At 29.5% G+C, this 15137-nt stretch carries 16 protein-coding genes; 4 read left to right on the top strand and 12 right to left on the bottom strand.

The window, feature by feature from the left end; genetic code table 11:
- Positions 1-7 precede the first annotated feature (7 nt).
- From JHL18_RS08715 to JHL18_RS08690, 6 genes are all read right to left on the bottom strand, one after another.
- Positions 8-1636 carry a HEAT repeat domain-containing protein gene (locus tag JHL18_RS08715; RefSeq protein ID WP_200268226.1) on the bottom strand — a complete coding sequence of 543 codons (1629 nt, stop codon included), beginning with the start codon at positions 1634-1636 and terminating at the stop codon, positions 8-10.
- A gap of 173 nt (positions 1637-1809) precedes the next feature.
- The gene (locus JHL18_RS08710; protein WP_200268224.1) at positions 1810-2274 is read right to left on the bottom strand and encodes a hypothetical protein; all 465 of its coding nucleotides are present in this window, start codon (positions 2272-2274) and stop codon (positions 1810-1812) included.
- Positions 2275-2311: 37 nt separating this feature from the next.
- A complete protein-coding gene (locus tag JHL18_RS08705; protein WP_200268222.1) occupies positions 2312-3178 on the bottom strand; it encodes a DUF4261 domain-containing protein in 867 nt (288 codons plus the stop codon).
- Positions 3179-3195: 17 nt separating this feature from the next.
- Positions 3196-4071 (bottom strand): NADAR family protein, encoded by an 876-nt coding sequence (locus JHL18_RS08700; protein ID WP_200268220.1) that lies wholly within the window; start codon positions 4069-4071, stop codon positions 3196-3198.
- A gap of 223 nt (positions 4072-4294) precedes the next feature.
- Entirely contained in the window at positions 4295-5020 is a 726-nt protein-coding gene (locus JHL18_RS08695; protein ID WP_200268218.1) for a CPBP family glutamic-type intramembrane protease, read from the bottom strand.
- A 156-nt stretch (positions 5021-5176) separates the two neighbouring features.
- The gene (locus tag JHL18_RS08690) at positions 5177-5413 is read right to left on the bottom strand and encodes a GNAT family N-acetyltransferase (protein WP_200268216.1); all 237 of its coding nucleotides are present in this window, start codon (positions 5411-5413) and stop codon (positions 5177-5179) included.
- Between the two features lie 403 nt (positions 5414-5816).
- Here JHL18_RS08690 and JHL18_RS25880 point away from each other — a divergent pair, with 403 nt between their 5' ends.
- Positions 5817-6272 carry a GNAT family N-acetyltransferase gene (locus tag JHL18_RS25880; RefSeq protein WP_200268213.1) on the top strand — a complete coding sequence of 152 codons (456 nt, stop codon included), beginning with the start codon at positions 5817-5819 and terminating at the stop codon, positions 6270-6272.
- Positions 6273-6540: 268 nt separating this feature from the next.
- Here JHL18_RS25880 and JHL18_RS08680 read toward each other — a convergent pair whose 3' ends face one another.
- From JHL18_RS08680 to JHL18_RS08670, 3 genes are all read right to left on the bottom strand, one after another.
- Positions 6541-6966, bottom strand: a complete 426-nt coding sequence (locus tag JHL18_RS08680) for a GNAT family N-acetyltransferase (RefSeq protein WP_200268211.1) — start codon at positions 6964-6966, stop codon at positions 6541-6543.
- Between the two features lie 301 nt (positions 6967-7267).
- The gene (dnaB, locus tag JHL18_RS08675) at positions 7268-8629 is read right to left on the bottom strand and encodes a replicative DNA helicase (protein ID WP_200268209.1); all 1362 of its coding nucleotides are present in this window, start codon (positions 8627-8629) and stop codon (positions 7268-7270) included.
- 11 nt (positions 8630-8640) lie between these two features.
- A complete protein-coding gene (locus JHL18_RS08670; RefSeq protein WP_200268207.1) occupies positions 8641-9546 on the bottom strand; it encodes a conserved phage C-terminal domain-containing protein in 906 nt (301 codons plus the stop codon).
- A gap of 434 nt (positions 9547-9980) precedes the next feature.
- Between JHL18_RS08670 and JHL18_RS08665 the strand changes: the two genes are divergently transcribed.
- Together JHL18_RS08665 and JHL18_RS08660 are read left to right on the top strand one after the other, a co-directional pair.
- Positions 9981-10505 (top strand): HTH domain-containing protein, encoded by a 525-nt coding sequence (locus JHL18_RS08665; protein WP_200268205.1) that lies wholly within the window; start codon positions 9981-9983, stop codon positions 10503-10505.
- A 13-nt stretch (positions 10506-10518) separates the two neighbouring features.
- Positions 10519-10854, top strand: coding sequence for a hypothetical protein (locus JHL18_RS08660; protein ID WP_200268203.1), 336 nt, complete (start codon positions 10519-10521; stop codon positions 10852-10854).
- A gap of 461 nt (positions 10855-11315) precedes the next feature.
- On the opposite strand, the gene JHL18_RS08655 is transcribed toward JHL18_RS08660, so the two are convergent.
- Positions 11316-11771, bottom strand: a complete 456-nt coding sequence (locus tag JHL18_RS08655; RefSeq protein ID WP_200268201.1) for a GNAT family N-acetyltransferase — start codon at positions 11769-11771, stop codon at positions 11316-11318.
- Between the two features lie 722 nt (positions 11772-12493).
- On the opposite strand from JHL18_RS08655, the gene JHL18_RS08650 reads away from it, so the two are divergent.
- A complete protein-coding gene (locus JHL18_RS08650) occupies positions 12494-12964 on the top strand; it encodes a helix-turn-helix domain-containing protein (protein ID WP_200268199.1) in 471 nt (156 codons plus the stop codon).
- Positions 12965-13132: 168 nt separating this feature from the next.
- On the opposite strand, the gene JHL18_RS08645 is transcribed toward JHL18_RS08650, so the two are convergent.
- Both JHL18_RS08645 and JHL18_RS08640 read right to left on the bottom strand, forming a co-directional pair.
- Positions 13133-14065 carry a hypothetical protein gene (locus JHL18_RS08645; protein WP_200268455.1) on the bottom strand — a complete coding sequence of 311 codons (933 nt, stop codon included), beginning with the start codon at positions 14063-14065 and terminating at the stop codon, positions 13133-13135.
- Positions 14062-14550 carry an RNA polymerase sigma factor gene (locus tag JHL18_RS08640; protein ID WP_243277835.1) on the bottom strand — a complete coding sequence of 163 codons (489 nt, stop codon included), beginning with the start codon at positions 14548-14550 and terminating at the stop codon, positions 14062-14064. Before JHL18_RS08640 ends, JHL18_RS08645 begins: the two co-directional genes overlap by 4 nt.
- Positions 14551-15137: the final 587 nt, after the last annotated feature.

Genomic DNA, 15137 nt, shown 5'->3' with positions numbered 1-15137 from the left:
TTATACTCTACCTTTCAAAATCCCTAATACGAAATTCAATAAACCTTTTATCACTATCTTTAATAGCCTCACCAAAATACTCTAATAATTTCCTTATCTCTTCTATCTGGTATTTGGTAGGTGCTGTAAAAGAATTATTGTATGCTAGTCTCCAACTCTCAAGTTCACTTTGCCCAAGTGTTGAAATAGTTTTATTTTCATCTGAACAAAATTCTATGATATATCTTATAGAATTCCATTTACTTAATAAGCATAAAAGACTAATAGCATTAATTTTCATATGGTCATATTTAGCTTGTTTATAAATCTCATATAAAGTATCTGCATCACTATTATTAATCTCTTTTTGTACTAGTTTTTTAGCAAGTTTTGATATTCCTACTCTATTATCATTCAGTAGTAAAATTAATTTGTCTTTATATCCTTGTATATTTAGTCTTGCAAGTGCTGTAATCGAGGCCTTAACTATCTTAATACTATTAGAGTGTATAAATTTAATGACAATCTCCGAATCCTGTACATCACCAGTCTCCCCAAGTCCACAAATACTAGAATACAAGCTTTCATCATTGTAAATAGCTTCTCGATATATAGCTGCAAAATCGTACTTTTTGTGCTTTGAGAGTAAATATCGAGATGTGTCACGCACTGACTTATTCTTGTCAAATAAGCTTTTTTCTAAAATTTCTAAGGTATCTTCAGGAATATATGCATATAGTGACTCAAGAGCCAAAACTCTTATTTGTGCAAACTTATCATTAATTAATAGCTGTAAAATATCAGTAAACTCCTCACTTCTCAACTCATGCTGTATCCTTCTAAATACATACAATCTATTATAAGGATCATTATCTTTTATTAAATGACTCATTATAATTCTAGTATCTATGACTTTTGTCTCAAGTAAAACTTTATAACACGCTAGTCTCACCTTTGGATCAGTGGATTGTAGGCCTTTTATTAAATTTTCAGAGCCTTCCTTGCTTGATATTATTGAGATAATTTTATCTATAATTTGAGTATGCTCATCTCTTGAACACTCTCTTAATCTCAATACTAAAGGTAGGTTATTTACAAAATCCATAGCGTATTTTGGAGTTATATATCTCGATAGCACTTTCTTCGAAGTACTTCTAACCTCTCTAACCCAGTCATTAAGCCTAATTAAGATATATGGTATTTCTTGTCCTGTTTCCATACCTGAAAGAGCTAGTATTGCCTTCTCTCTAAAATATCCATTTGGATGAAAACTACTTAACCCTAGGATTGTAATCTTTTCTTCTATTAACATTAATGGATTAAGTAACTCTTGAGGATCCTTATTACTCCAATTATATTGCCAATCATAGGAACTTCTTTCCCTAAACAAATTTTCAACTTTAATCAGCTTGGAAGAATTTAAATTCCCAATAATATACTTAAGAATTTCTGCAGCCTGTAGCTTTGTTTTTTCATTACTACTAAGTAATAGTCGAAAAGCATCTGGAATGACTGATAATTTCACATTGTCTCTAAGTAATTCGTTAAGAATGTTATTTTCCATGTCACTTGTTAGTTTAAAGTTAACTGAAGAATTTACCTCTATATTTTTTGATTTATTATTTCTTAATATAATTTCTATTATTTCTTTAAACATTAAATTTGCACCTTCTTTTGTTATATTTTAACCCTTCAAACTCATTACGGTTAGGTATTATGCATACATTGATAAAGTCATCTGAATGCTTACATACTTTGGTTTTAGGATAGCTTTTACTTTCTCTTTTTTTTGGTATAAAATATTATCTCAATTATAGCTTCTTATTATAATCAATTATCCCAATCTGCGAACCATGTATCTCCTTCAAATCTGTTCCAACATATAATAAGTTTCTCAAATTTTAATATAAATTGCACACCATTACCATCATCATTCAACCCTATAAATTTATATTGAAGCATATCTTCCATTGATGTATCAATTCTTACCCGAAGAACTTCCATATTTTTGGCAAGCTTATTAAATTCCTCCTCAGATATCTTCATTATCTTTTCTTCATCAACATCCGAAACCTCAGATAAAAAAGACTTTAGTACAGTGCATTTTTCAAAAATTATTGCAGCTTTACCTGTACGCTTAGACCTATTAAAATAGTTTAATGGATGAGAAAAAACAACATTAATACTATCAAATATTAATTTTACTTTATCGTTTAGTACTATGCCTTCGTCAATTACACAATCATGAAGTGAAATATGTTCAAAAGCATCTAACGAGATATATTTATAAAACAAAAATAATCCTCCTAAAACAACATAAATTTATGGTTCACTACCTATTTCCTGCAGAGAACTCTTCTCCAGGATTTATGTCTATAACTATTCTTTTCGGCTCAAGCAGAGAAATTTCGTGTTGGCATCTCCATTTATCATTAACTGTAAGTCCCTCAATAGTCTCACCATCATTTATAACATCGCCATTTTTGAAAATATAGTCACCGTATGTATATAGTATATTAGCAATCTTATTTACATCAATATTTTTAAAATGACATTGTAGATCAGGTAATCCCAGTGCTCCTAACCCTATAGTATCCATTAAAGTTTCATTCTCCGTTCCTTCAATGTTGAATAATCTCACATTGAGGGCACCAAATAGCAAATTATAATCTTCACTTTCTGGAATATTATCTAAATACTTCTCTGGATCTATGATTTGTTGCGTCAAGTGCCAGTTAATAGCTAAGCAAGGTACAGTCTCTAATAACGAATACAAAGTCTTCTGAAATAGTTCTAATCTAATAGTGTAGTCTAAACCTGATGACATCATATCTGTAACTAGAATTGTATACTCTGCCTTCTCAGCAGTAGCTCTAGCATTCTTCCAGCCCCAAGACTGATAAAATGACATCTCTAGCTTTTCCATGTCTACCTTTTTGTCAATTATCATTATTGCTATTTGTGATGGTACTTGTCCATTTGAGTATTGAACTATATGATCCTCAAAAGTAAATAATATTGATTTATCTTTATTCACCACTAATTTAACATTGCCACAACGGCTTCTTAATTTGCTTAATAATCCGTCAACTGGTATTTGTGGTTCATTTTCCGTAAATATTTCAACACCATATGTACGTGCAAAGCAATCTGGTAAAGTTTCTTCACCCTTTTTGTTTTTCTTATTTTTCCAAAACATAATTAAATCCCTCTCTCTTAATCAAAGTTCTTATGGAGTTCTACTAAATTCAATTTATCGTAGTTTTCACATATCCTAATAAGTTCAGCTCTTACTTCCATCAAAGCAAATCCTAAAAGATTTAACCCCTTCCAGGATAAAGGATTCTCTATATTCTCCTCATCCGCAGACATTCCAATTCCCCAAACCTTATCATAAGGACTTGCTTCTACAATCACTCTATCCTTTGTACCTAATAAAAACTGTCTTAAATCTTCATTTTGCATAAACTTCGCATAATTACCATTAAGGATTATAGAATATCTATATCTAATCCAAATATCCTCCTGAAAATTTTTAACTTGCCTTCCCAAATCTTTTATCTGCTTTGGCTGCTTACTTTTCATTATCTTTTCTAAAGTTTCATTATCCTCAAAAAGCCTTGCTTTCTCTGCCATCATGTACTGCTCCATACAGCAATAGGTATCTGTATTAATAGTAAAATCAGACTTCCACCATTGACTAAAACAGGCTTTTGTAATATTTCCATCTTTGGATGGCTGGTGTCCCCAAAAAAATAGGTATTTTATCCTTTTTCCTTTTCTGAAGTCTTTTTGTAGATTATCAAGATTATAGCTCATTTCTTTTTCCTTATCCCAAAGAAGAGTTTGCCCATCATAAATATCTCTATCTATACCTTCTTCTTCATACCAGCCAAGCCAGCCTTTGGGCTCTGGAAACAACTGCTGAAACTTAACTTGTTCATCAGCACACAAACTAGAATACCAATCAACAAATTTCATGGCATAAGCCTCTCCATATCCCATTCTCCAGCCAATGCTGTATCTAGTGATATGAGGGTACATAAGCCATAGTGGTGCCATAGGATTTTTAATAGTATATTTATCTTTCATAAATTTATCTCCTTACATTACTAATTTATTAGGTCTATCTAATTTGTATTTTTCTATCTACTGTATCTCATTCTCTACTAACTGAATTATACAGTTATGATAATTTCATATTTCCTCTAAGTAATTCATTATTTAAACAAATTACTCCCTTATACGTCTATTCAACTCACCATACATTAATAACAATTTTAAAATATAGGGCCACTAGAGATCCTAATACACTCTATTTACTCATTGCCTTCATCATTTCAAATATTGCAGGAGATATAGACGTCATTAGAATCTGACTACCAGTTGCTAAATCTAGGATAGCATGACCTATCATCAACGGTTGGAGCTTTCTCTTTTTATAATAAATAATTCCTAATACACACATCAAAGGTAAGAATGACAAAAACCTAAACAGGATATGTTTCCAATCAAATAGTAGCGGTATAAAACTATGCTGAAGTGCATAGAAAAACATTGGATATACAATTGCTAATATCTTATTGCCTGTAATTTTTTCAATTCCATTTAGTGCATATCCAAAATATAAAGGTAGTTCTGCAAATACTACCGTTAAAGGCAAAAGTATAACATTTATTATAGCCATCCAAACAGGAATAGGTTGTACCATTGTCACTGGAACATAACCATAAATCATAAATCCGAATCCATACATTCCACCCATTCCTAATATGAGCATTATGATTATAATCAACAATGTATACTTTAGAGTATTTTGACCCTTTTGGTACCCAATTAGTTTTCTATATGAATATCCTTCACTTTTGCAAATTGCAACTAATACGGCAATAGTAATAATATTGCAAATTGTACATATTACTGACCACCACTTACTTGCTTGTTCTAATGACTTGTTAGTTATTATTGTAAATAACACTCCAACTATAATAAATAAGATACTTCTGAATAATGGTAATATAAACGGATATTTTTTATTCATTAAATCAACTCCTCATAATAAAACACTATTAGCCATATATAATTCTTTGATTTTATTAAACTATTTTAGAGATTTCAAATACAGTTTTCCCAACTTAATATTTGAGTTAGGAATCCTATATTTATTTAAATTCCATACATTTAAACTTTCTTCATTCTACAAATCCAAATACCATATAAGCTGAACTTCATCTCTAATCTCTATATCTTTATAATAGGCGTATTCATCTAACTTTCCTAAAACTGCACCATGTTTATGATAAAATCTACAAGCTGGTACATTATTATTCTGACATTCTATCTTCATTTGTTTGAAGCCCTTTTCTTTGGACCACTGAACAGCTTTTGTAAATAGTTCTGTGCCTATCTTAAAATTTACTAAGTTATTTTTCAAAACTACTTGTTAAATTCCTAATAATTGTACCATAATATTACAGAAAATTATAATTAAAATAGATCTGAGTAAAAGAGAAGGCATGCTTACACTAAATTAAGGAATTTTATAATAAGAGAATCAATTTATGTGTAAATCATATTAAATGTTTGAATATTCATAATTATAATATATAATTAAATAAAAATCGGATTAACTGTAAAATACTGTTTGATAGCATGTCTTATTTATAGAAAAAAACAAGAAACTAAAAAATGATAATTCTATACTTTTAGGAAAACTTGCTTCAAAGTAAATATTAACAAAACACCATATGATATAACATATTATAATTTGCAATTGTAATTTAAAATGTCATAACAATAAGTTAGTGAATAGAAAAATACAAATTGGAGGGAATAGGGTGAATATTTGTTTAGTTGAGAAAGATATAACAGAATTTGATTTAATAAAGCCACTATGGGAAAAACTTAATTCAATACACTTTAATAAATCGGTTCACTTTAAAAGTAAATACGAAAAATTTACTTTTGATAAAAGAATGGAATCTATTAATAAAAAGGCACAAAACGGCATTATAAGGATTGATATGCTTTTAGACAGTGACACTGGGAAGTATATAGGATATTGTTTAAGTTCCATTGAAGATAATTTAGGAGAAATAGATTCTATATTTATCGAAAGTCAGTATCGTAAGTTTAAATTAGGGGACAAACTTATGAGAAGTGCCTTAAATTGGTTTGAACTAAATTTAGCAACAAATATTGAAATTAATGTAGTCTATGCAAATGATGAAGCATTACCATTTTATGAACGTTATGGTTTTCATATCGGAAATTATATTTTAAAAAGGATTTAAGACGCAACATTATTATACTGTTAACTAACCGTATGTCGTTTAAAAACTAATAATCGAACTTTGATCCACTATATTATATGATAAAAATAGTTCACAAATTAATTACTAAAGTAAAACAGGTAGTCCAATAGAGCTACCTGTTAATAAAGATGAACCACTTCACTCCCAAACCTATTAAAAAAACTCCTCTGATTTTTGATAGGAGAATTGGAAAGTATAAGTTTGAGTATGAAATGTTTTACTATGTTTAATGTTAATCTATGCTAGATTATAAATTCTTTTTCAGATAATAACGTTTATGCTCAGCTGGACAATCGTCTAGTACACCAAAAACCTCATAGCCATGCTTTAGGTAAAAATCTTTTGCCTGAAAATCAAAGGTATCTAAGTGGCTTAGTTTGCACCCTTTTTCTTTAGCAATTTTTTCAACTTCCTTCAAAAGTATAGATCCATATCCTTCTCTTCTATACTCTTCTTTAACCCACAAAACATCTACATATAAGCAATTCCAGCAATATAATACACTGTTTATTCCTGCGAGTACCTCTCCATTTGCTCCTTTTATCACTCTATTGATTGAAATAAAAGATGGTTCTTGAGTAAAAGGAACCTTTGATAAATTATATTTAACTATACCATCATCAACTAACCCACACTCTTCTCTTGTACTTTCTTCAATAATATAATCTGCCATAATTTCTCGCCCCCATTATTTATAGATTTTTATAGCCTACCCTATAGATAAACTACTTCGAATCGAAATCTATTTTTACAACTCTCACTGCTTCTAGTGAGAAAATTTAAAAATATAAGTTTTATTACAAAGTAATACATCAATATATAATATACACTAAAAGTTATAAGCCTAAAACTACCACTAAATACATAATTTAACCAATAAGCGGTATCAATCATATAAAAATTATCATCGATGTCTTTTTAAATTAACCTGAAAATATAACTTTTAATAAACCTAAGGATTGTTATTTTAAGCATCAATTCATCCATTTGCCATTTGTGGAACTCGTCCTGTTTATTCCTATCTTATCTCCCCCATTCAATTCTGCAAACTTCTGATATTGCCCTAACCATGCCAGTTTTGTGGTACCTACTTGTCCATTTCTATTTTTGCCTATAATAACTTCCGTTATGTTTTTATCCTCTGTATCTGGATGATAGTATTCATCTCTATATAAAAGCATGATTATATCAGCATCCTGCTCTATTGATCCTGAATCTCTAAGATCACCTAATTGTGGTCTATGATCTGCTCTTTTTTCTGGTGCTCTAGACAGCTGGGATAAGGCAACTACTGTTATATCCAGTTCCTTTGCCATATTCTTAAGTGCTGCTGAAATCTTACTAACCTCTTGTTCTCTAAGATATACTTTTTCATTTAACTTAATGCACTGAAGATAATCGATTATTACCACATCTAACCCTTGCTTTAATTTTAGTCTTTTACATTTGGCCTTTATTTCACTTACATCCAATTCCCCTGAGTCGTTTATTTTTATATTCTTCCCAGCTAGTCTAGCCGAGGCCTTTGTTAGTTCTACCCATTCGTCATCATTCATTGCTCCCTTATTTACTCTAGAGAACTCAAGCAGAGCTTCTGATGCCTGCAGCCTATAGGATAATTGCTCTTCACTCATCTCCAAGCTGAATATGGCAACCTTTGATTCATGTGCGATATTGTTAGCTAGGTTTATAGCAAAAGCGGTTTTACCCATAGATGGCCTTGCTGCAATTACTATAAAATCTGATCTTTGAAGTCCGCTAGTGCATCTATCTAGATTTTTATAGCCTGTTGAAATCCCCACAATTCCGCCACCTTTTAAGTAGTTTTTCTCTATATTTTTTAAAGCACCCTCAATACATTCTCCTATGGTTACAAAATCCTTAGATTTATTGCTTACTATATTAAACATAGATTCCTCTGCTTTACTAATAATGTCTTTAACCTCTAGCTTATCCTCATAAGCCTCTTTTAACATTTCCTGAGCAGATAAGATAAACTTTCTCTTTGAGGATTTATCCTTTACTATTTCAGCATAATGAATTAAATTTCTAGTATTTATTATCCCACCCTTAAGTGCAACTAAGTAACTTGCTCCCCCAGCGGAATCCAGCATATCTTTTGATTTTAAGTTTTCTATGACGGTTATGATATCTATACTTTTATCCTTTTTGTACATTGATGTTAGACAAGAAAATATAGTTTTATGACTTGTAACATAGAAATCATTTTTATCCAGTAGCCCTACTAGCTCATCCATATTGCCACTTTCTAATATGCAACCAAGCACTGCTTGTTCAGCTTCCTTAGAGCTTGGCATAGCTTTTAATATATCCATGCTAAATCCTCCTAATCAAGTAATTTATACATTCCGGCATTGCCTGTACTTATTTCCACAGCCTTCACTGGATTATGCTTTTCTTTCTTCAAAGTAATATTTTCATTTAAATAACCTTCGAACTTATTTCCAAACAAGGTCTCTGGTCTTAAAAACTTCTCCATATCAGTACCTTTCCAATCCAAAAGTTTATTATCAATAACCTTATAAAAGTCCTCTAGTATAAAACCTTCTTTAAATCTAGCCTTAATATTTTTAATAGTTAAAGCTGTAGTATGTTTGTAATTAGTATTTGCTTTTAAGTTAAGGTAATCTACAATCACCTTAGTAATATTCTGTTTTTTTATATTTTCTTCAGTTTTCTTTATATATTGATTATTTTTAATAGAAGGATTAATAGTAGAAGGATTATTTGGTACGGATTTACATCCTGTAGCTGTAGGATAATTATCCGTACCCTCTAAGGATTTACATCCGACAATAGACATGTTTTCATCCGATAGATTGTTAGAATCTTCTAGATTGTTTTCATAGGCATTAAAATTTTTTTCTATATTCTTCACCTGATTATCAGCTTCTTTTTCATAGCCTGATATTAAATCAATATAATTTTCTCCCAAGGTATAATAAGAATAAGTTCCAAAACTCTTTATTGTCTTATGCTTCAATATATTTACTTTCACAAGCTTTTTTAGTCTTCTATAAATACTATCTTCATTGTTAAGATTTAATATAGGATACTCATTAACAATTCCTTCATACCTAACCCAGTAGTAAACTTCATCATCAATGATTTCTGTCCTCATTGTATTTGTACCTTTAAAATCAATAAAATATCTTAATATAACTGCATCTTTCATATCAAGCCCATAATTAACTAGTTTTTCTTGGCTAAAGCCCATTGCTGTGTACTTCATCTTAACCTCCAAAAGTTTTATTAAAATTTATTTGTTTATATACAAACTTTGCTTACTACCTTTTGTATTTGGAAATTTATCATTTCCTATTAGATTTTATATTTTCAAAGCCTTCTCTCAAAATTCAAAGAAGCTTTAAAAACAGATCTTTGTATAAAAGTCAGTGCATCCTCTTAAAATCTTGGTACCATAAGATTTTAAAATAAATTTAAATAATGCATTGTTAAGCTTTTTCCATTATATCCAATTATTTTACATCTATGTTGATATTTTGCAAAATGTAAGAAACTTTTAAGAATTTTATGTTTTCTAAACTTTTATCAGCAATAATCGATCAATGTGTAGTTATACATATTATGTAAAAAATGTTATAATAAAATAATTTGTTGTAGATTTTTCATATTTACAAGCTATTAAAATTTTGAGGTGATATTATGGTATCTACGAACTTACATTATGCAGATGATATATTAAGAGAGAATATACAAGGTTTAGCTAAGAATTATAAAATTGAGCTTAACACTTTAAGTAAAATGCTAGGAGTAAATTATATTTGGCTAAAAGATTTTATGGATAAAAAAGTTCACTTAAATATTCACTTTTTCAATAGAATGCATTTAGGTGAGAATTATAAATCCACTGATGATAGTGCAAATGCCCCTAATGCCCTATGGTTTTCACATGTTATTTCTATGCTATATGATGGCATAGATACCATAAGTGAAGATAGTAGAGTTAAAGCAATCATAGATGGATTAACTATGAATTATGCTATGAGCTATGAGAGTATTGCTTTATATTCAAGTCTTAGCTTAAATGATGTTGAAAGTTTTATGACAGATACTAATTCAATCTCTTTTGAGAAAAAGTATAAATTAGCTGTAGCTACTTTGTTCTTGCACTACCTATTAAAGAAAGAGCCTAATTATGATTTTACTAAAGCTGAAGGGAATGATTAAAGTGGGCTATGAAATGGATTTAAACACACTTTTACTTTGGGCTGCTATGCTATTTCTTATAATTTTTGCAGCTGTTAGATTAGCAATTAGTCCCTTGATTGAAAAGAAATATATAATTGATCAAGAAAGCCGTGATTTAGTTAAGTTACGTGATATAGACGTGCTGAGTGATTCTGAGCTGGAAGAAATAATAGAGTTTTATCAAAAGAAAAATCTTAAAAATAAAGATTACGAGCAGTATCAAAAATATTCAAGTGCGTTAAAGGAATTGAAAGAGATTGGATATTTCTCTGAGGAGAAGTATTCCAATAAAATGGACATACTTAATGATTACTTCAAGATTGATTAGATTGTAGAGGAATAGTTCTTATAACCCATTTTAATCTTATAAATAAACAAGAAGACACTTGTAATTGATTCTGAAATAAGCAAAAAAGCTATCTAGATACTTAATATACTTAGAAATTTGCAAAAACTTAGACCGAAGGAATACACTAGATATTACTATTTTAAAGAACTTATATTATGTATTAAATAAATGTTGTTACTGTCCCCACAGGGACAAGCGATTAACTACCAACATTTATTTAATACAGAAGTTAATAGTATAAAAATATATGCACAGACATATTACAATATGTGTGCTATCAACATTTTAGTAATTATAAAGATGAACCACTTCTATCCGAAATCTATTTTCAAAACTCCTCTGGGTTCTGAGAGGAGAATTTGAAAATATAAATTCAATTATGAAGTGGTTCATCTATATATAAAATGATCAATACAGCAATAGCATTACATGGAACTTAATCATTCCCCTAGAATCCATTCATATATGCATTTCTGTCTTTCCCCCTCTTGATACATCTCATTATGCTGAGGCAAGTCTACTATTTCTTTAAGCTTAAGACCCGCTTTCTCACAAGTCTTACGTGATGCAATATTATCTGGATTACATGTTATTATTAATTTATCCATTTCATGAGCAATAGCTACCTGTCTTATAATTTTGCAAGCCTTTGAGGCATAACTATTTCCTCTATATGATTGTTCAATCCCATAGCCAATATTCCCACCATAATATATATTTTCATTGTATCCTATACGAATATCAATATTGCCTATGCTAATATTTGAATCGTGTAAAATAATCTTATATCTGTATGCTGGCAAATAACCTTTCTCATCATTTGAAGGTGTTTTATCCTCTACTTTTAAACTAATCTCCCCATCTGTTAGTAAATCAAAATCTTTGAATTCAAACATATATTTTCCCCCTCTTATTTTATACTTTTTACCAAATACACATATTATACTACAATTCTATTTTTTTACAAATAATAATTATATAATTGAATCTACTACCTTTTTTAAATTCTTCATTTAATTCCAATTCAATTCTCTAAGGTTAAGGATTTATACTTTGTACTGTAAATCATGTACTTTCCCCATTCCAATATGGTATGATTTTTAAAAGTTTATTTTTTATGGGATTCTTCACGATAGTATATCCATTACTAGCTTATGAAAAACAAAATCCTATAAAATTATTCAATCGTATAAATATGTCATGGATAAACTTTCTGATATTTATTCTTACCATGTTATGCGTAGATTCTTTTATTTTTATTTAAATATATTTATCATTAACAATGCTAAAATATAAGTTTAATTTTGCATTTTACACCTTTATATAAGGTGTTATTTAATAATAACATTCACACTATTAACTTAAAGGGAACTCCAAAAAAGGGGTTCCCTTTAAACTTATCTCTATAACGATACATTGTTATGTATTTTGATTTGATACACAGTAATTGTTATCATATTTGGATTTTTGTAATCTTTTCATAGCTTAAATATATAAGAATATTATCCATCTGTTTTATGTTATCCTTATATAAAAAAATATGAAATTATATGAAATTGTGTATTGATATATGAAAATTTATGAAATACAATATAAATATAGGAAGGAGATGGAAGTAATGCAAGAACTTGAGAAGCTTTATACAGTTGAAGATATTGCAAACATGACAGGTCTAACAACTCGTACAATTAGAAATTATCTTAAAGATGGAAGTCTAGAAGGTAAAAAGATTGGTGGTCAATGGAGGTTTAATATGAAGAACATTGAAAAACTATTTAATAATGGCAATGTTTCAAAAGACATTCAAGATGACAAAAAACAACAGGTGCTTGATTTTATTGATGGTGTTAATACAGACATGAACGGCAATATTCAAATTTGTACTATTGTGGATTACTATTGTGATAATATAGAATCTGCAAAACAAATGTCAGACAAACTGATAATGGTAATAAACCATAGCAACGAGGCTGTCCAGAGTGGTGCTAAGTACTCCTATGAATATGTTGAAAAAGAGGGTAAGGCACGATTTACTCTATTTGGTAATCCATCGTTTATAATTGATACTTTAAAATTATTAGAACAATAAAGTAAAAGCAGCAATAATATCACAGAATATTATTGCTGCTTTTGTGCTCTCTTTGATGCCATTTTTAGTGAAATTTTATTGTTTGCAACTTTTAATTGGATCAGTTTATAAAAACATACTTTATCGAAACATGATATCTATACCAATGAAAATTTAAATCCTATCATACTAATCTAATTCATTCCAAAGCTTTTGGAAGGCTTTATCCTCCATCTTAAAGAAAATATGAGGACTTTCATAGAATATATATCCATCCTTGAAAAGTCTTAATTCAACCTCACTGCCATCTTTTAGAGTTATATATATAAACTTCTGATCTTCTTCTCCCTCTTTAGTAAAAAGATCAGTTAAACTTTCTTGTGAATATGGAGTAGTATTTTTCAATTCCTTTACAAAGCTATTTAAAGTATCCAAATTTTTTAATTCTTTATATTCTTGCTTATTGTTGTTCCAGCTTTCTAACCTTTGTAACTTTGCAGAGCTAATATTATTCTCTATTTTTAACTTACCAAAGACATCTTCTCCGTTCTTTACAGTAATCCCTTCAAAACATTCATAAAACTCTGCATATATAGTTCCTTCTTGTTTACCATATGTCATTATTCTAAAGTTTTTATCGTAATTTTTAACTGTATAAACATCTGCGATTCCAATGGTTGATGCAAGTTCAACTGCATAATCCTTCTGGCTACTCCACTCATCTAAGCTTTCCTTAGTCGTTCCAATTTTTTTATCAATTAATTTCTCAGCATTTTCAGGAGTTATCTTGGTGCTTGAATGAGTATATATTTTGCCCTGATACACAATGAGAGCTACCATTTTAGCATTTTTACTTGCATTTTTTTTCAATTCCATTTTTGGTATATAAATACCTTCTCCAGTAGTACTGGTATTAGGCGTGGTTATAACTTTTATATCCGCGAGATTTTTAGCAACTATTCCAATTGAAACAACTACTATAACACTTGCAGCTATCACAGCAATTCTTTTCATTGAGAATACATTCTTTTGCCCTTTTGATATTCTATCAAACACTTTTTGTTCCATTTCTTCGTCTGGCACTAACTTTTCAATGGCATTTTTAATATCATCCTTATTCATAACGCTTCTCCTTCCAATTCTATTTTTAACGTGTCACGTCCTCGTTTCAATCGCATTTTAACTGCGGACTCAGTGACCTTAAGTATTTTGGATATATCTTTTATAGAATAATCTTCGAAATAGTAGAGATAAATAACATCTTTATATTTAGAAGGCAGCCTTATGATCTCCTCCATTATTTCTATTTCTTCTGAGCTATCATAATATCTTTGAATATCCTCAATACTTACAACTCGTTTACGCCATATACTCCTAAGCATGTCCTTGCATACATTAATGGTTACTCTAATCAGCCATGCTTTTTCATGTTCATTATTAATAAACTCCGGACTTTTATATATTAGCTTCAAGAAGGACTCCTGTACAGCTTCCTCTGCATCCTCTTTATTTCCAAGATAAATCATGCATACTTTAAATAGCATACTGCTATAAAGTTTATACTTTTGTGAGAAATTATCAGTTAACTGTTTAGATGGATTTTGCAAAATCCTCACTCCTTTCACCTATAACACGAATAAAAATAGAATATGGTCACATCCTTAAAAATACTTTTTCATTTTTTGAGAATTAAAATACAATACATAATCATTAGTAGTTATATTTTTATTGTTAATGCTTTAAGGGGAACCTTCCTTGGTCCCCCTCTTCATTAATCTTTGATCTATCAAATTAAACTTTGTAGTATTATGGATATACCAGTATCTTTACGTTATTAAGAACTCCTACGTACTACAATCATTATAATTACCAACGCAACTATAAGCCAAGAGATTGGATTAGCCCAGTTCATCGTTCACCCATATCTCCTATTAATAAACATTGTACTGAATTAACCCCAAACATTCCAGCCAATAAGAATATATATTTTTTTGCATATCAGCTTGAAACCCGCATGTTTTCTATAAATTGTTACATTCTTATATTTTTATATTGTTTTAATTATATAAATATAAGAATTTATCATTTTTTAATTATATAAATTTAGGCTCTACTTTAAACTAATATTTATAAATAAGCATAATAAAAGTGGGCAAGTTGATTTGTCCACTTTACTTTTTAATCGTCTAATTTA

This window comes from Clostridium yunnanense, from assembly GCF_016595795.1.
Classification (GTDB): Bacteria; Bacillota; Clostridia; order Clostridiales; family Clostridiaceae; genus Clostridium_AR; species Clostridium_AR yunnanense.
This window is presented reverse-complemented; position numbering and strand designations above follow the sequence as displayed.